We start from the raw sequence: 17,185 nt of genomic DNA on the forward strand, positions 1-17,185 counted from the left end.
CAGGGGTGTGAGGGCTGCGGCGCCTCGGGCCACCGTCGGGGACGATGCGGGACATGACGAGCAGTGAGTAGCCTACCGTCCGCCACCTTCGTATCCGCGGAGAGGCTCACCTCGGCTGCGGAGCGGTGATGGCTAGACTGGCTGCGATGAAGGTACTGATCACCGGCGGCGCCGGATACATCGGATCCACGGTCGCCACCGCGTGCATCGAGGCGGGGATCGACGTGGTCATCCTCGACGACCTCTCCAAGGGGCTTCGGGCGTTCTGCGAGGGACGTGACCTCTACGAAGGCGACATCGCCGACCCGGACGTCCTGACGCATCTTCTGGCAGATCACCCCGACATCGACGCGGTCGTCCATTGCGCCGCACGGATCGTCGTGCCGGAATCCGTCGCCGACCCCCTCGGCTACTATGACGCCAACGTAGGCAAGACGATCGTCCTGCTCCAGCATCTTCGCGACGCGGGGATCGCTCGCATCGTGTTCAGCTCGTCCGCCGCGGTCTACGCGGGGGACAGCGGTGAGGGAGCGGACGAGGGCAGCCCGCTCGGCCCCTCCAGCCCGTACGCCACGACGAAAGCGATGGTCGAGCAGATCCTGAAGGATGCCGCGTCGAATGGTGACTTCCGGGCGATTGCTCTCCGCTACTTCAACCCGATCGGCGCCGACCCGAAGATGCGCACCGGGCTGCAGAACCCCGTGCCCTCGCATGCGCTCGGGAAGATCATGCAGGCCCGCGCCGCCGGCGAGCCGTTCGCTATCACTGGCACGGACTGGCCGACGCGGGACGGCTCCGGACTCCGCGACTACATCCACGTCTGGGACCTCGCGCTCGCGCACGTCGCGGCCGTCCGGAGATTCGATGAGGTCGCGACGCTCGACGACCCCTATCAAGTGGTCAACATCGGCACCGGCGAGGGCGTGACCGTCCGTGAGCTCGTCGCCGCATTCGAGCGTGTGACGGGTGAGACTCTTCCCGTCATCGAGACGGCCCGTCGTCCTGGAGATCAGGCCGGCGCCTTCGCGGTCGTCGATCGCGCATCCGACGTGCTTGATTGGCGCGCGGAGCGCTCCGTGGATGACGGGGTTCGAGACGCGATCGTCTGGGCGCAGAAGCTGGCCTCGGTGCTCTGACCGGGCTCGTCGGCTACTTCTGAGGCCGCAGCGTCGGGATCGCGCCCGTGTGCGCCGCATCGATGTTCTCGCGCCAGGACCGCGATTGCCCGGCGCGCAGGGCGCACAGCACCAGCATGAACCATCCCGCACCCACCAGGGTGAAGCTCTCGAACATCGAGTCGACCGCGAGCGTGACGATGATGATCGGGGTCCATGCGTAGACCACCGAACGACGCGTGCTCGCGACGAGCCAGGAGCGGATCAGGGCGACACCGCCCAGGAGAAGGAAGACCACCAGGCCGGCCGCACCGAGCTGCAGGAGCACATCGAAGAAGGCGTTCAGCGCACTCTGATGGCGGTCGTCGAGCTGGAAGTTGATGTAGGTAAACGGGTACTCGCCGCGGGCCCAGTCGCCGAACCAGCCCCAGCCCTGGATCGGCTTGACCGCGACGAAGTCGAGGATCGTGTTCCAGAGCGAGCCGCGCAGGGAGAAGTCGGACCCGGCGTCGAGCAGGGCGATGATCTGGTGGCGCAGTGCAAAGGCCGCGGCGAGAGCGAGCGCCACGACCGCAGCGAGCATCCACTGCACGATCGCTCGTCGCTCCGGTGGGGCGTGGCGGACGATCGTGAGCGCCACGGTGACGACGCCGACGGCGCAGGCGAGGACCAGGACCGTCGGCGAGGAGGAGAGCAACGCCAGGAACCCGGCCAGCCCGATCGAGACCACGGCGAGCGGTGCGTTCACCGACTGCGTGCGCCACTCGATGACGAAAGTGATCAGCGCGATGACCGCGATGAAACCGAGCATGTTGCGACTGCCGAACAGGCCCTGGATCGGGCCCCCCGCCGCGAGATCGCCCTGGATGCCGAGGAATGTGAACGGCAGGTCGAGCAGGACGCCGGAGAGGATCTCCACGGCGAGGGAGGCGGCCAGCAGCACGCGGAGAGTGTCTCCGATCGCCCGGACGGTCTGGAGGGTGTCGCGGATGTGTCCGATCGTGATGGCCAGGAACGCGTAGCCGAACAGCGACATCCAGCCGAAGAGCGTGTCGGACTTGTCGGTCGTCCAGAAGACGCTCACGAGTGCCCATGCGAGGAACGCCAGCAGAGAGGACGGCGCGATGCGCAGCAGCGAGAGCTCCTCCCGGCGTACCCAGAGGATCGACGCGCCCAGCACGCACAGCACCGCGATGATCGTCCCCAGTGTGACGGCCGATGTCATCTGCCGGATCGCGTACGACCCGAACACCGCCGTCAGCGCGGCGAGCGTGAACGCACGGGCCAGCTCCACCGATCCGAGCAGGCGGACGAACGGGCGCACCGGCGTCACGGCACCCGCCGCTGCTGAGCGCCGCGTTCGAACAGGAGGTCGCGTTCGCCGACCCCGACCAGCGGCACCGACTTGAGTTTGAAAGACAGCAGCACCAGGAGCAGCCAGCCCCACAGCATGATCGGCGTCGACTCGGAGAAGCCCTGCACGAGCAGCACCACCGTGAACAGGTTGGGCAGGAGGGTGAGCGGGGAGAAGGGGCGCTCGCCGTCGAGGTCCCAGCGCGGTCGGTCGACGGCGAAGAACCAGGAGCGCCACAGCAGCGTGCCGTACGCGACGGCCATCAGGATGACACCGACGACGCCGAGCTGGAGGAGCACGTCCAGCCACATGTTGTGGGCATGGAAGACGGTGATGCCGTGGTCGGTGATCCACTCGTCGAAGGCCGGGTCTTCGGGGATCCAGGGGCTCGAGAACCCGTTGCCGAAGACCGGGTGCTCGCCCGCGCGCTGCAGCACCTTCGTCCAGATCTTGTCGGAGCGGCCGGTGAGATCCGCACTCCGGCCGAGAAGACCCAGCAGCGGCTCCCGAAGCAGCCAGGCTCCCAGCCCTGCGATCGCCGTGCCGCCGATGGCGACCACGTAGATCCGGGTGCGGGCGCCGGGCGTGCGCGCACGCCGCATCGCCAGTGCGACGACGAGGACCAGCGCGACCGCGGCTGCGCACACGAGCGCGGTGGCTGATGCCGTGCGCAGGAGGAAGTAGGCCGCGAGCAGCATCCACAGGGCGAGGGTGGTGCGCCACCGGGCCCGCGCCGCGAACAGGACACCGAACGTGATGAGCGCGAAGAGCGAGATGATCGCCAGGAGGTTGGCGTTGCCCACGATGCCCTGGATCCGCCCGCCGTCGAACAGGTTGTCGCGCACCCAGTACCACTGCGGGTCGATCTTGCCGTCCGGCAGCGTGAGGAAGTTCGGAAGCAGCGGGCCGTGCAGCACCAGCGAGACCCAGAGCTCGATCGCCAGCGAGAGGCCCAGGATCCACTTGAACGCCGAGGACAGTGCCCGCACGATCTCGTGCCAGGTGAGCACGTGAGCGAGGAAGAGCCCGTTCACGGTGACGGCCGCGAGCAGCACCCAGGTGATGATCGTCGAGCCGCGCCACTGCGACCAGGCGACCGAGACGAGGGCCAGGGTCGTGTATCCGAGCGCGGTCCAGGGCAGGCGGCGCCAGCGGAACGGCTGCGGACGGTTCCGGGCGAGCATCGGGATGCCGATGGCGAGGGTCGCGAGGGTGAAGACGGCGAGCGTGATCGCGGCGCCGTCCCGTCCGAGCAGGTTGTACACGGCCGAGTGGGCGAACGTGACGAAGAGGACGAGGATCGCATAGCCGCGCAGCAGCAGATGCCCCGTCGACTCGCGCTCCGGCGCGGTTGGTGGGGCAGACACCGGATGCTTCGTGTACTGGGCCATCGCGTTCAGGCTACCGCGCCGTGCTCCGAGCGTCGCTGAACGCCGCAGCGCGGCTCTACGCTGGTGGCATGCTGCTGAGCCTCACGAACACGCCCCGCGACTACGCCTGGGGATCGGACTCGCTTCTCGCCGACCTCGAAGGCCGCACGCCGACCGGCGCACCGGAGGCCGAGGTCTGGTTCGGAGACCACCCCGGCGACCCCGCCGATGTGGCCGACGGCGGCACGCTCGATCAGGTCACAGGGGGCACGCTCCCGTACCTGCTCAAGCTGCTCGCGGCGGGGCGCCCGCTCTCGATCCAGGTGCACCCGACGATCGAGCAGGCTCGCGACGGCTGGGCCAGGGAGAGCGCCCTCGCCTCGGACGACCCGCGGCGCAACTATCGGGACGACAACCACAAGCCGGAGCTCCTCGTCGCGCTCAGCGAGCGGTTCGAGTCGCTGAGCGGGCTGCGACCGGTCTCCGACACGCTCTCCCTACTGGAGGCGCTCGACGACAGCGACGGCGTCCGGCAGCTGCGGGCACGCCTGAGCGCCGAGGGCGATGCGCTGCGCGACGTGATCGCGTGGGTGCTCGGCGGCGAGGCGCGCACCGAGGTGGAGGAGATCATCGCCGCGATCGTCGCGGCCTCGACGCGCGCCGACGCGGGGGAGTGGGGCACCACGCTCCGCGCGATCGCGGGTGTGGCGCGGACCTATCCGGGCGACCCGGGCGTCGTCGTGGCGCTTCTGATGAACCACGTGGTGCTGAAGCGAGGAGAGGGAGTCTTCCTGCGCGCCGGTCTGCTGCACGCGTACCTCTCCGGCCTCGGCGTGGAGATCATGGCCGCGAGCGACAACGTTCTGCGCGGCGGCCTCACCCCCAAACGCATCGACGTCCCCGAACTCCTCTCGATCCTCGACACCACGCCCGGCGAGGTGCCCGTGCTGCGAGGGGAGGGTGAGGGGCCGATCACGTCCTATCCCGTTCCGGTGCCCGACTTCGCTCTCGAGCGGGTCGTCCTCGACGGCGCGCCGATCGGGCTCGAAATCTCGGGACCGACCATGGTGCTCGCGACCGCCGGCGAGGTCGCTGTGGCCTCGAACACGGGGAACGACGTCGCGCTCCAGGTCGGCACCGTCGCGTTCGCCGATTCCGCGGAGGGGTCCCTCACCGTCTCGGGCGTCGGAGAGGTGTTCATCGCGGGCCCCGGGCGCTGACCCGCACGCCGACGCTCCGGATTCCGACACGCCGATGACGGCCCAAGAACCTTAAAGAGTTGCTTGAGGGTTTACCATCCGCGACTTGACCGGAGCGAATGACACGGGTGTAATTAGTCATGCGCACGGCCCGCCGGGGGGCGGAGACAGGGTTGGAGATCGAGATGACGGGTTACCGTTCAGACGTACCGGAGAACTGGTTCGTCGATCCGATCAACCTCGGCGTTCCCGGGGTGCGGCGCACCGACGCCGCCGACGACGACAACGCCCTCGCCTGGCAGAGCGATGCGCTCTGCTCGCAGACGGACCCCGAGGCGTTCTTCCCTGAGAAGGGCGGATCCACCCGAGACGCCAAGCGGATCTGCACATCGTGCGACGTCCGCGGCGAGTGCCTCGAATACGCTCTCAACAACGATGAGCGATTCGGCATCTGGGGTGGACTCTCCGAGCGCGAGCGTCGCAAGCTCAAGCGCCGCGCGAGCTGAATCGCCCGCTGCCGAACCGCGAACGATGAGGCCTCATGGCTTCGCGGGCGCGCCGCGTCGGGTACGCCGACGTCGACCGTCGCGCGCATAGGCTGACGACGTCATGCCAGCCCGAGTTCACGCCATCATCGTCGCGCGCACTGGATCCTCTTCCCGAGCGCAACTCCTCCGCACTCTCGAAGCCCTCCGCGCACAGACCACGCCCGCAACCGCTGTGACCCTCGTCGTCTGCGGCGATGCGTCGTCCGTGCGCGAGAGCGAGGCGGTGGCGAGCACCGTCGAGGGGATCATCGAGGCGCGCGCCACCACGTCCTTCGCGGAAGCCGTGGAACTGGCGCGACCGCGTGTCGCCGAAGGATCGGCGATCTGGCTGCTCGCGCAGGACACGGCGCCGCATCCGCGGGCGCTGGAGCGTCTGAGCGGCACGCTGGAGCGCTCGCCCTCCGCGGCCATCGTCGCTCCCAAACTCGTCGCCACGGACAATGACCGTGAGATCGTCTCCCTGGGCGTCAGCATGACCACGCTCGGGCGCTCGGTCGAACTCGCCGCAGGGGAAGTCGACCAGGGACAGCACGACCGCTCCGACGATGCCCTCGGTGCCGATGTGCGAGGCCTCCTCATTCGGGGTGAGGTCCGTGACGCCCTGCGCCCGGATCCCGCACTCGCCGGTGCCGACGAAGGACTCGATCTCGGTGTGCGCGCCCGCCTGGGTGGAGGCCGCGTCGTGCTCGCACCGAGCGCGCGGATATCCGTCTCTCCCGGCGGGCCTGCCGCGCTGCCGTCCGGACGATCGCGCCGGGCCTACGTGACCCGCCTCGCTCAACTGCACCGGCGCCTGGTCTACGCACCGGCGGCTGCCGTGCCGCTGCATTGGCTCAGCCTGCTTCCGCTCGCGCTGTGGCGATCTGTCACCGACCTCGTCGGAAAGCGGCCGGAGGCCGTTCTGCCCGAATGGGGGGCCGCGCTCACGGCCATGTTCCGCTTCGGCGCGATCGCGCGCTCCCGTGCCAGGATCAAGGCCTTCCGCACGTCGACCTGGGCCAGCATCGCGCCGCTGCGCGTGACCTCGTCCGAGCTGCGACGGCGTCTGGACGACGGTCACGGCAGCGAGGGCGGTGCCGTCAGCGAACTGCGATTCTTCTCCGGAGGTGGAGCCTGGGCCGTGCTGGCGGCGCTCGTCGTCAGCATCGCGTCCTTCACGAGTCTGCTGGCTTGGCCGACGCTCGGGGGAGGAGGACTGCTCCCTCTCCGGCAGACCGTCGCCGCACTCTGGAGCGACGCGGCTTGGGGAGTGCGCGACGTCGCCGTCGGCCTCGTCGGACCCGCCGATCCCTTCGCCGCCGTCGTGGCGGTGCTCGGCTCGCTCTGGCCTGCCGGTCCGTCCTTCGCCATGGTGCTGCTGTGGCTCCTCGCGCTTCCGCTCGCGGTCCTGGGCGGGTGGTTCGCCGCCACGCGCGTGACCGACCGCGAGGGGCTGCGGATCTTCGCCGGCGTCGCCTGGGCTCTCGCGCCTACCTTCCTCACCGCTCTGATCGACGGACGTCCGACCGCGGTGCTCGTCCACCTCCTGCTTCCCTGGCTCTTCCACAGCGCCGTCGTCGCGCACAGGTCGTGGGGCGCGGCCGGAAGCGCGTCCCTCCTCCTCGCCGCCGTCATCGCCTGCGCGCCGTCGCTGGCCCCCGCCCTCGCCCTGCTCTGGATCATCGCGCTGGGCATCGTGTTGGGAACCGCGCAGTTCCGAGGTGCGGGACGACTGCTCTGGCTGCCGGTGCCGACCGTCGCGCTCTTCGCGCCGCTCGCGATCTGGCAGCTCTCCCACGGCACGCCTCTGGCACTCCTGGGAGACCCGGGACTCATCTGGGCGGGTCCCCAGGCCGCAGCGGATGCCGTCGGGCGTCTCGCACTCGCCGGGGGGTTCCCGACGGAGGCGCTGGCCGGCTGGATGGACGTGATCCCCGCACCGATCGCCGCCTGGGCACCGCTGCTGTGCGCCCCCCTCGCCGCGCTCGCGCTCGGCGCGGCGGTGGCTCCGCGGTGGCGCGCGGGCATCACGCTGCTCGTCGTCGCGCTCTCCGGGCTTGCGACGGCGTTCCTCGCGGTCGGCGTCACGGTGAGTTTCGCCCAGGGCACTCCGGTCGCGATCTGGCCGGGCACGGGCCTCAGCCTGGCCTGGATCGGTGTGGTCGGCGCGGCTGTCGTCACCTTGGACACCGCTCTCACCCTTCCCCGGCTGCGGATCCTCGCCGCCGTCGTCGCAGCATCCGCCCTGGCGGTCTGCGCGGTCCCTGCGCTCAGCGCACTGCACATGGACCGTTCGGTGCTCACGAACGGCCCCGATTCCACGCTGCCGGCGTACGTCGCGGCGCAGGCCGCGGGCGATCGGCCGATCGCGACCCTCGTGCTCACCCCTCAGAACGACGGCGGGCTCGCCGCAGAGGTGGCCTGGGGCGCGAGCGAGACGCTCGGTTCGCAGTCGACCATGCTCTCCACCGCCGTCGAGCCGCAGGGCGCCGACATCTCCGGCCTCGCTGTGGATCTCCTCTCGGCCCGTGACTTCGATGCTCCCGGGGAGCTGGCGCAGATGGGCATCAGCTACGTGCTGGTCGCCCAGGTTCCGGGCGAGGGCGACAAGGCAAGGACTCTGCGCACGGCCGCGGTCGCCTCGATCGACCAGCGCGCCGGACTCGTCCACGCGGGAACGACCGATCGTGGCGTGCTCTGGCGGCTCGAGGCCGAGGTGGCCGCGCAGTCGTCGATGACCTCGAGCCAGCAGGGCACCGCACGACTCGTGATCACCCTCCAGCTGCTGGCGGTCTTCGCCGCGCTCCTGCTGTCGATCCCGACCCGTGCGTCACGCCGTGCGGCGCGCGCGCAGTCCCGGATCGTCGGTCGCGTAGCCGACGAGCCGATCGTCCTGCCGCGGCACGCGGAGGACAGGGAGCTCCTCGAGGACGTCCCGGTCGGGGCGATCGAGGATCCCCAGGATGAGCCCGCCCTGAACGACGAGGCGATGGCCCCGATCGCCGAGCCGGTGATCGATGACGCGCCGGCACCGAGTGTCGAAGCATCGTCCGCCATCGATGAGCAGCACCCGAAGTCGACCGAGGAGGACCGATGAGCAGCGGGACCCGCGCATTCCGAGTCGCTGCGACGGGCGCTCGAGTCATCACCGGTGTCGCCGTCATCGCCGCCTGCGTGGTCGGGGTCGCGACAGCGGTGCACGCGCCATGGCCGGTCGTCGAACACGACCCCGCACAGGTCGAGGTCACGCCCGTTCCCGGCGACAGCACTCTCGTCTGCAACGGCGATCTCCGTGCTCTCGGGCGCGACTCGTCGGCCCCGCTGGACATGCTCTCGGCAGCGTCGCCGACCCTGACGACCGGAGGCACGGCGGGAGACCCCGCGGCGGAGGGACTCGCGATGACGGACCTCCCGGACGCAGGCGGGCCGCAGGTGCTCACCGGCGCGGTTGACGGACGCTCGGTGCCCCTGATCGCCGGCGCGGAGTCCGTCACGATCGCCGCCGACGACCTCGCGGGGTACGCCGCGCTGCCCTGCGGGGTGCCGCGGTTGGAGTCCTGGCTGGTCGGGGGGAGCATCGACACCGGCACCGAGGACATCGTCACGCTCACGAACGCGGCCGACGTCCCGTCGACGGTGACACTCTCGGTGTACGGACCTGCCCGCAGCACCCGGACGGTCATCGTCCCCGCCCGGTCGCAGGCAGCTCTCCCGCTCACATCGTTCGCCACCGGCAACGACGTGCCCGTGGTCAAGGTGAGCGCGGTGGGCGCACCGGTGCGAGCCGCCCTCCAGTCATCGCTCGTGCGCGTTCTCGATCCCGCAGGCATCGATCTCCAGGACTCGGTGGCGGGGCCGCAGCAGAAGCTCGTCTTCACGGGAGTGCAGGCCTTCGCGGCCAGCGGCGATGATGCGGAGATGGCCGTCCTGCGCGTGCTCTCACCGGGTGTCGCCGCGCGCGTCCAGGTGACGGTGCGCGCAGAGGGCGCGACGGGCGCCGCTGACGAGTTCACGGTCCCGGTCGAGGCCGATCTGCCCTCTCAGGTGTCGCTTTCCGGCCTCGAGCCGGGGCAGTACACCGTCGAGGTCGAATCCGACGTGCCGCTGGTCGCCGCGATCAGGCAGCAGGACGGATTCGGTCTCGACTCGGACTTCGCCTGGGTGATGCCCTCCCCGGAGCTCGACGTCGACGTGGTGTTCGCGGTTCCGGCCGGCCCCGACGCCCGACTGCAGCTGGCGAACACGTCCGACCGCGATGCGACAGTGACGCTCGAATCCCTCGACGGCGGCCAGCCGCAGGAGATCGTCATCCCGGCGGGACGCACCGGCGGACTCGAGGTGCCCGGGCGGACCACCTATCGGATGCAGACGACAGCCCCCGTGCATGCTGCGGTGACCCTCACGGGACCCGGGGCGATCGCGGTGCTGCCCGTTCAGGCGAGCGGTGCCGGAGAGAAGCCGATCACGGTCTATCCCTGACCGAGGAGAGAGTCTCCGCAGCGGGAATCTCAGTGGTCGTGGCCGAGATCCCACGGCTCGCGGCCGACGTACTCCGCCGCTGCCCGGAACACGGCGCTCTCGATCGCCATACGGCGGTGCGCCGCATCGTCGTGCCCCGGGGGGAGGAGCCGCTCGATGGGAAGACGGAACAGCACGATGCGCTTGTTCTTGCGGTCGAGGTACCAGCGCGGCACCTCTTCGGTCGCATCGAATCCCGGGATCGCGCCGATCTCGAACCTCACGTCCTGCAACTCCGGCCATGTGCCGCGGAGGAATTCGACCGCGGTGCCGACGGTGAGATCGAATCTGTCGAGGCGGCCGTCGAGCGGAGCCAGCGGTGGCCGCACGACCTCGCTGCGGCCGAGGCGGCCGTGGCGGCCGTGTCGCGCCCCGCGCCGAGGGGCTGCGGAGGTGTGGGTGGCACGGCGACGAGGCATGACGAAAGTCTAGGCGGTGCCCGGCGCGCCCGGCGCGGCATCCGCGGCCGCGACGGGGTGCGCCGTACGCTGGCGGAGATGGACGGACGACTGTGCTCGAAGGTCGGCTGCGCGCGAGAAGCCGTGGCCACCCTCACCTACGACTACGGCGACCAGATGGCGGCCCTCGGCCCGCTCGGTGCCGCGAATGATCCTCAGGCGCATGATCTGTGTTCTCCGCACGCGGACCGGCTCTCGGTTCCCGCCGGTTGGCTCGTCGTGCGTCACGAGGCTCTGCGCGCCTGAGGTCGTCGCCTCGACACGCGGACCCACCGGTCGGCCCGGATCCGAACTCTGGATACGCTGACCGCAGGCGTGCCAGGGCGGCGCTGCCGGAAAGGCACTCGTGATCGTCTGGCGTCGCTGGATCTTCCCCCTGCTTCTCGTCGTGATCTTCGGAGCGTGCGCAGCCGCTCTCGTCAAGATCGCCTTCTTCCCCGACCGCGCGGAGAGCGTCGTCAGCCCCGAGGCCTCTGTCACGGATCCGATCGTCGCAGTGGAGCGCGGGTCGGTGGTGAACGCTCTGAGCCTGAGCGGGAACGTCGCGCGTGACGACGCCTACGCCGTGCGTGGAGAGCTCAACGGCACGGTGCTCGCCGTGCACGTGGGGGAGGGGGCGGCGGTGGCTGCCGGCCAGAAGCTCTACACCGTGCGCCAGGACGACCCGCGCTAGGACATCGACGTGCTCGCGCCCGAGGCCGGCGACGTGTCGGAGCTCGCCATCGTCAAGGGACAGACCACCACGGTCGGGACCGAGACCTACAAGCTCACCCCGGCCCGATACCATCTGCTGGCCACCGTCGATCCCGTGCAGCTGTACCGCCTCGTCAACGCCCCGACCGAGGCGACCGTCACCATCACGGGCGGCCCGGCACCTTTCGCGTGCACCGGCGTCGGGGTGCAGGTGACGGCGGAGGGCACCGCGAGCGTGCGCTGCGCTGTACCCGCGGACCAGACGGTCTTCGCCGGGCTCCCCGCGAAGATGGATCTCGCGCTCGGTCAGGTCGACGATGCGCTCGTGATCCCGGTCACGGCTGTCCAGGGCGGCGCGGGATCCGGCAAGGTGTGGGTCGACGCGGGCGACGGGTCCGACCCCGAGGAGCGGTCCGTGACGCTCGGCGTCAATGACGGCGTCATGGTCGAGGTGACGGAGGGGCTGGCCGAGGGAGACAGCATCCGCCAGTTCGTGCCCGGCTTCGTCGCTCCGGTCGAGGAGTTCTGCTACGAGGTCTCGCCGGGAGTGGAGCAGTGCGACAGCGGGATGAGCTGGTGAGTCTCGTCGCGCTCGACGACGTCTCCGAGAGCGTCCTGCTGGCCGATGACTCGCGCCTGGACATCCTTCGTGGCATCACGCTCGAAGTGGCTGCAGGAGACCATGTCTCGATCGTGGGACGGTCGGGGTCGGGGAAGTCGACGCTGCTCAACATCCTGGGGATGCTGGATGCACCCACATCCGGATCGGTCGCGTTCGAGGGACGCGAGGTGCGCCGGATGCGGTCGGGACGGCTCGACCGTCTGCGCGGCGACAACGTCGGCTTCGTCTTCCAGCAGTTCAACCTGCTCCCCGGGCGCACCGCGATCGACAACGTGATGATGCCGCTCGGCCATGCCAAGGGACGCATGTTCTGGAATCGTCGTCAGATCGCCGCCGACATGCTCGAGCGGGTCGGCCTCGGGCATCGCATCGAGCAGATCGCCGACAGACTCTCCGGCGGTGAGCAGCAGCGCGTCGCCATCGCGCGGGCACTCGTTCGCAAGCCCGTGTTGATCCTCGCGGACGAGCCGACCGGCGCGCTCGACATCGACACGGGCGCATCCGTCATGTCCCTCCTCGACGAGGTGGCCACCGAGACGGACGCCGCGCTGGTCACGATCACCCACGACCTCCACGTCGCCGCGCGTGCGCGCCGGCACTACCGGCTCGACGCCGGGCGTCTGGAGACGGTCGACCTCAGCCGCGCCTTCGAGGCCTCGACCCTGGCGGCCTCGGTGCCGTCCGCGCCGCCGGAGTTCGTCGCATGACCGGCTTCCTCGGCGCTCTCTCCGACGCCTGGGCGGAGATCCGCGTGCACAAGCTGCGCGTCCTGCTCAGCCTGATCGGGATCGCCGTGTCGGTGGGGGCGCTCACCGCGGTCGTGGCGATCTCGGAATACCAGCGCCAATTCCAGGCCGAGCAGTCCGACCGGTGGGGAGGGCGAGCGGCGACGGTCGTCGTCTCCGTCAACAGCGATGACGGCACACCTGTCGACGCCGACGAGTTCGATGCGCGCTTCAGCCGTGTCTCCGAGCGCTTCGGGTTCAGCCACACGGCGCGTATCGCCCAGGGAGTGCTCCTCGACGTGCAGCTCCCCGACGGCATAACGCCGGTGGCCGCGCGTGTCATGGACCCCGCGTTCTCGCAGATCCACCGGGAGCGGCTTCTGGAGGGGCGCTGGTTCCTCGACTCCGACGTCGAGGCGATGGCGCCGCCCGTCGTGATCACGGAGCCGCTCTGGGAGCGTCTGGGTCGGGTGCCGCTGACGCAGCACCCGACCGTGACACTCAGCGGCCCGGCCGGAGGCACCTACCAGGTGGTCGGCATCACACCGCGCCAGGGTTTCGGCGACGAGGAGCTGCGCGTCGACCTGCTCTACGACGCGTACCGCGCGCGCGTGGATGCGCTGCCCGCCGACGCCTGGACGCAGTACGAGATCTGGATGGGAACGGGGCAGGTCGACCAGATCGCGCCGGTGCTCGCGATGGATCTCCGAGCGGGCCTGCCCGAGGGACAGACGGTCACGGTGAACCGCTCCGACTGGGCGGCGCAGCCGGGGGCTCTGGACGCTCAGGCCACGTTCGAGATGGTCACCGGGGGTATCGCAGCGCTGATCCTCGCTCTCGGTGCGCTCAGCCTGATCAACATCCAACTCGTGGCGATGCGCCAGCGCGTGCGAGAGATCGGGGTGCGGCGCGCCTTCGGAGCGAGCTCGGGGCGGGTGTTCTTCGCCGTCTTCCTGGAGAGCCTGGTCGCGACGACCGTGGCAGGCGTGATCGGGATCGCGATCGTCGTCGCCGTGCTGCGCTCGGAGTGGATCATCACGTCGATGTTCTACGGGATCCAGGACATCCCGCCCTTCCCCATGCGCGCAGCGCTCATCGGTCTCCTCGCCTCCGTCATCGTCGGGGCGGTGTCGGGATTCATCCCCGCCCTGGTCGCGCTGCGGGTGAAGGTGATCGATGCGATCCGTTTCTGACACGCGCCTGCTGTCGGCCACTTCATGATGGAAGAATGAGCGCATGACCGAGCTCGAGTACCGCGTCGCCGACCTGTCCCTCGCCGAAGCCGGCCGTCACCAGCTGCGACTCGCCGAGAACGAGATGCCGGGTCTCATGGCGCTTCGTGAGGAGTTCGGCGCCGCGCAACCCCTGAAGGGTGCCCGGATCGCGGGCTCGCTGCACATGACAGTGCAGACCGCCGTCCTCATCGAGACGCTCGTGGCGCTCGGCGCCCAGGTGCGGTGGGCGAGCTGCAACATCTTCTCCACCCAGGACGAGGCGGCGGCTGCGGTCGTGGTCGGCCCCGGTGGCACCGTCGACGCGCCGGCAGGCGTTCCCGTGTTCGCATGGAAGGGAGAGACGCTCGACGAGTACTGGGCCTGCACCGATCGCATCTTCGACTGGTCCTCTGCAGGTTTCGACGGACCCAACCTGATCCTCGACGACGGCGGAGATGCGACCCTGCTCGTGCACAAGGGCGTCGAGTTCGAGAAGGCCGGCGCCGCTCCCGCGCCGACCGAGACCGACTCCCACGAGTACACGATCATCCTCGACCTGCTGCGCGCCTCGCTCGCGGTCGCACCCGATCGCTGGACCAGGCTCGCCGCTGGCCTCATCGGCGTCACCGAGGAGACCACGACCGGTGTGCACCGGCTGTACGAGCTCGCGGCCGCGGGGGAGCTGCTCTTCCCCGCCATCAACGTGAACGACTCGGTCACCAAGAGCAAGTTCGACAACAAGTACGGCATCCGGCACTCGCTTCCCGACGGTCTCAACCGTGCGACGGACGTGCTCATGGGTGGCAAGGTCGCCTTCGTCTGCGGCTACGGAGACGTCGGCAAGGGGGCTGCTGAGGCTCTGCGCGGTCAGGGTGCGCGCGTGATCGTGAGCGAGGTGGATCCGATCTGCGCGCTGCAGGCCGCCATGGACGGCTTCCAGGTCGCGCGTCTGCTCGACGTGGCCGGCGAGATCGACATCCTGGTGACCGGCACTGGCAACCGCGACGTGGTCACGACCGAGCATCTGCAGGCGCTGAAGCACCTCGCGATCGTGGCGAACGTCGGTCACTTCGACAACGAGATCGACATGGCAGGGCTCGAAGCACGCGACGGCGTGGAGAAGGTCGAGATCAAGCCGCAGGTGCACGAGTGGCGCATGCCGAACGGTCGTAGCGTCCTGGTTCTCAGCGAAGGACGCCTGATGAACCTCGGCAACGCCACGGGGCACCCGTCGTTCGTGATGAGCGCGTCGTTCACCAACCAGGTGCTCGCACAGCTCGAGCTCTACACGAACATCGCCGCCTATCCGACCGGCGTCTACGTGCTTCCCAAGGCGCTCGACGAGAAGGTGGCCCGCCTGCACCTCGACGCTCTCGGTGTGCAGCTGACCACGCTCACCGACGAGCAGGCCGCCTACATCGGGGTACCCGTGGAGGGGCCGTACAAGCTCGAGCACTATCGGTACTGAGCACGCCCACTGCGGAACGGTGCTGACAGGAGGCGCCGAGTACCGGCTCAGACGCCGACGCGTCTGCCGGTGAGCCGCTCGGCGCGCAGATCGGAGTTCTGCAGTGCTCTGCGCTCGCGCTCACGGCGCAGCACGGTGATCCCGATCAGGATCTGCTCCGGCGGTGCGGAGGGCATCGGGGAGACGAAAGGGCTCGCCTCGGTGAGCAGATCGAGGGCGACCCGCTCCCGCGCGGACGGGATCATGCGGGGAGCACTCTGCAGGAACTGGGAGATCCGGCGGGCTAGCCGGTCGGGGAGCCGCGCGACGTCGGCGATCTGGGCCCAACCGGCCAAGGCCGGAGGGAGCACCGGGACGTGCGAGACGAGTGCCGGTGTGCGCACGCGCTGACTGTAGGTTCCGGCGACCAGATCGCCCAAGCGCTGCGACCGCGCGTTGAACGCGCCGGTGAGCACGGCGACGCCGCCGAAGGTCATGTAGATCTCGAGCACGCCCAGAAGGGCGCGGATGAAGGCGTGACGGAACCCGGCGGCGCCACCGTCCACGCGTACGATCCTGCCGCCGACCGCCAGCTTGCCGAGACTGCGCCCCTTCAAGGCGACCTCCATCGTGATCGGCAGGACGACGAAGCTCACGACGAACGCCGAGACCAGGGCGATGCGGTCGGTGGTCTCATCCAGCACGCCGACATCCAGCAGCCAGATGCGCAGGAAGATCCACAGGATGAACACGGCGTATCCGAGGAGCATGTCGATCGCGGCGCCGAGCGCCCGCAGGAGGAACCCCACGGGCTGCACATCGATCGCGACGGCTTCGCCGGAGAGCACCTCGTCGGAGACGTCGATCGGGACGGACATGAGTACAGTAAATCAGGTGGATGCCGATGCGTTGACCGATGCACGCCGCGCCGAATGGGAGCGACTGGACGAACTCAGTCGCGCCCGACTCGACGGCGACGGGGTGGACGAGCTCATCGTGCGATACCGCGCCGCCTCCGCCGATCTGGCCGAGCTGAAGACATCCGTCGGCGACTCGCCCCAGGGCGCGTATCTGTCCACCATCCTCGTTCGCGCCAGGCTGCGCCTCACCGGCGCGTCCGACAGCATCCTCACGCAGACGGGACGATTCTTCCGCCTGCAGCTTCCTGCTGCGCTGTACCGCCTGCGCTGGACGACGCTGGTGATCGCGATCTCGTTCATCGCGGTCGCCGTCGGTACCGCAGCCTGGATCGCGAGCGATCCGGCGCTGGTGGCGACCCTGGGCTCCCCGGCGGCCCTCGAGCAGTACGCGGACGAGAGCTTCACGGGCTACTACACCGAGAACCCGGCCGCTGCCTTCATGGGGATGGTCTGGACGAACAACGCCTGGATCGCCATGCAGTGCGTGCTCTTCGGCGTCACCGGGATCTGGCCGGTCTACGTGCTCGTGCAGAACGCGATGGGACTCGGCACCACCGGGGCCGTGATGGCCGTCCACGACAAGGCCGACCTCATGGTCCTGTACATCCTCCCCCACGGAATGCTCGAGATGACGTGCATCTTCGTGGCGGCTGCCGCCGGCTTGCATGTGTTCTGGGCCTGGGTCGCACCCGGCCACCGCACGCGAGGGGAAGCGCTCGCCGAGGAGGGGCGAGCGCTGGCGACCGTCGCGATGGGGCTGGTGTTCGCCCTCTTCCTCGCCGGTCTCGTCGAGGGCTTCGTGACCGGCTGGGCACTGCCGTGGCCGGTGAAGATCGGCATCGGCGCCGCCGCGCTCGCCGTGTTCCTCATCTACATGCTGGTGATCGGCGGGAGGGCGCATCGCCAGGGCGAGACCGGCGATCTCGTCGAATACGAAGCGGGCACCCCGCGCCTGGTCGTCGGCTGACTTCCGGCACCGGGTGAGGCCGCCCCGGGGCTCGGGCTCGGTCTCGATCGGTTCGG

16 protein-coding genes are annotated in these 17,185 nt (G+C 69.7%); 12 read left to right on the forward strand and 4 right to left on the reverse strand.

Going from position 1 to position 17,185, the window contains the following annotated elements; all coding sequences use genetic code 11:
* Positions 1-146 precede the first annotated feature (146 nt).
* Entirely contained in the window at positions 147-1,136 is a 990-nt protein-coding gene (gene galE, locus KY497_RS09475) for a UDP-glucose 4-epimerase GalE (RefSeq protein WP_258185638.1), read from the forward strand.
* Positions 1,137-1,149: 13 nt separating this feature from the next.
* Here galE and KY497_RS09480 read toward each other — a convergent pair whose 3' ends face one another.
* Together KY497_RS09480 and KY497_RS09485 are read right to left on the reverse strand one after the other, a co-directional pair.
* A complete protein-coding gene (locus KY497_RS09480) occupies positions 1,150-2,448 on the reverse strand; it encodes an O-antigen ligase (RefSeq protein WP_055869101.1) in 1,299 nt (432 codons plus the stop codon).
* The gene (locus tag KY497_RS09485) at positions 2,445-3,860 is read right to left on the reverse strand and encodes an O-antigen ligase (RefSeq protein ID WP_219868929.1); all 1,416 of its coding nucleotides are present in this window, start codon (positions 3,858-3,860) and stop codon (positions 2,445-2,447) included. The genes KY497_RS09480 and KY497_RS09485 overlap by 4 nt, the downstream gene beginning before the upstream one ends.
* A gap of 68 nt (positions 3,861-3,928) precedes the next feature.
* On the opposite strand from KY497_RS09485, the gene manA reads away from it, so the two are divergent.
* The 4 genes from manA (at position 3,929) to KY497_RS09505 (ending at position 10,044) form a co-directional block, all read left to right on the forward strand.
* Positions 3,929-5,059 (forward strand): mannose-6-phosphate isomerase, class I, encoded by a 1,131-nt coding sequence (gene manA / locus KY497_RS09490; RefSeq protein WP_141386607.1) that lies wholly within the window; start codon positions 3,929-3,931, stop codon positions 5,057-5,059.
* A 164-nt stretch (positions 5,060-5,223) separates the two neighbouring features.
* Positions 5,224-5,544 carry a WhiB family transcriptional regulator gene (locus KY497_RS09495; RefSeq protein WP_081603945.1) on the forward strand — a complete coding sequence of 107 codons (321 nt, stop codon included), beginning with the start codon at positions 5,224-5,226 and terminating at the stop codon, positions 5,542-5,544.
* 103 nt (positions 5,545-5,647) lie between these two features.
* Positions 5,648-8,662: a glycosyltransferase gene (locus KY497_RS09500; RefSeq protein ID WP_219868930.1), complete on the forward strand. Its 3,015-nt coding sequence runs from the start codon at positions 5,648-5,650 to the stop codon at positions 8,660-8,662.
* Positions 8,659-10,044: a DUF5719 family protein gene (locus KY497_RS09505; RefSeq protein ID WP_219868931.1), complete on the forward strand. Its 1,386-nt coding sequence runs from the start codon at positions 8,659-8,661 to the stop codon at positions 10,042-10,044. The genes KY497_RS09500 and KY497_RS09505 overlap by 4 nt, the downstream gene beginning before the upstream one ends.
* Positions 10,045-10,073: 29 nt before the next feature.
* Here the strand turns inward: KY497_RS09505 and KY497_RS09510 are convergent, their stop codons facing one another.
* Entirely contained in the window at positions 10,074-10,502 is a 429-nt protein-coding gene (locus KY497_RS09510) for a hypothetical protein (protein ID WP_229778928.1), read from the reverse strand.
* Positions 10,503-10,580: 78 nt separating this feature from the next.
* Between KY497_RS09510 and KY497_RS09515 the strand changes: the two genes are divergently transcribed.
* The 6 genes from KY497_RS09515 to ahcY all read left to right on the forward strand — a co-directional run bounded on the left by KY497_RS09515 (position 10,581) and on the right by ahcY (position 15,263).
* The gene (locus KY497_RS09515; RefSeq protein WP_021199833.1) at positions 10,581-10,787 is read left to right on the forward strand and encodes a DUF3499 family protein; all 207 of its coding nucleotides are present in this window, start codon (positions 10,581-10,583) and stop codon (positions 10,785-10,787) included.
* Between the two features lie 100 nt (positions 10,788-10,887).
* Entirely contained in the window at positions 10,888-11,214 is a 327-nt protein-coding gene (locus KY497_RS16715) for a hypothetical protein (protein ID WP_258185640.1), read from the forward strand.
* 9 nt (positions 11,215-11,223) lie between these two features.
* Positions 11,224-11,814 carry an efflux RND transporter periplasmic adaptor subunit gene (locus tag KY497_RS16720; protein WP_258185641.1) on the forward strand — a complete coding sequence of 197 codons (591 nt, stop codon included), beginning with the start codon at positions 11,224-11,226 and terminating at the stop codon, positions 11,812-11,814.
* Positions 11,811-12,563 carry an ABC transporter ATP-binding protein gene (locus KY497_RS09525; protein ID WP_258185642.1) on the forward strand — a complete coding sequence of 251 codons (753 nt, stop codon included), beginning with the start codon at positions 11,811-11,813 and terminating at the stop codon, positions 12,561-12,563. The genes KY497_RS16720 and KY497_RS09525 overlap by 4 nt, the downstream gene beginning before the upstream one ends.
* A complete protein-coding gene (locus tag KY497_RS09530; protein ID WP_219868933.1) occupies positions 12,560-13,774 on the forward strand; it encodes an ABC transporter permease in 1,215 nt (404 codons plus the stop codon). Before KY497_RS09525 ends, KY497_RS09530 begins: the two co-directional genes overlap by 4 nt.
* A gap of 43 nt (positions 13,775-13,817) precedes the next feature.
* Positions 13,818-15,263 (forward strand): adenosylhomocysteinase, encoded by a 1,446-nt coding sequence (ahcY, locus tag KY497_RS09535; protein WP_219868934.1) that lies wholly within the window; start codon positions 13,818-13,820, stop codon positions 15,261-15,263.
* A gap of 47 nt (positions 15,264-15,310) precedes the next feature.
* Here the strand turns inward: ahcY and KY497_RS09540 are convergent, their stop codons facing one another.
* Positions 15,311-16,120, reverse strand: a complete 810-nt coding sequence (locus KY497_RS09540; RefSeq protein ID WP_219868935.1) for an RDD family protein — start codon at positions 16,118-16,120, stop codon at positions 15,311-15,313.
* A 16-nt stretch (positions 16,121-16,136) separates the two neighbouring features.
* On the opposite strand from KY497_RS09540, the gene KY497_RS09545 reads away from it, so the two are divergent.
* Complete coding sequence (locus KY497_RS09545) at positions 16,137-17,129, forward strand: stage II sporulation protein M (RefSeq protein ID WP_055869090.1); 993 nt, start codon at positions 16,137-16,139, stop codon at positions 17,127-17,129.
* Positions 17,130-17,185: the final 56 nt, after the last annotated feature.

It is taken from the genome of Microbacterium sp. PAMC22086 (genome assembly GCF_019443525.1).
Taxonomy (GTDB): domain Bacteria; phylum Actinomycetota; class Actinomycetes; order Actinomycetales; family Microbacteriaceae; genus Microbacterium; species Microbacterium maritypicum.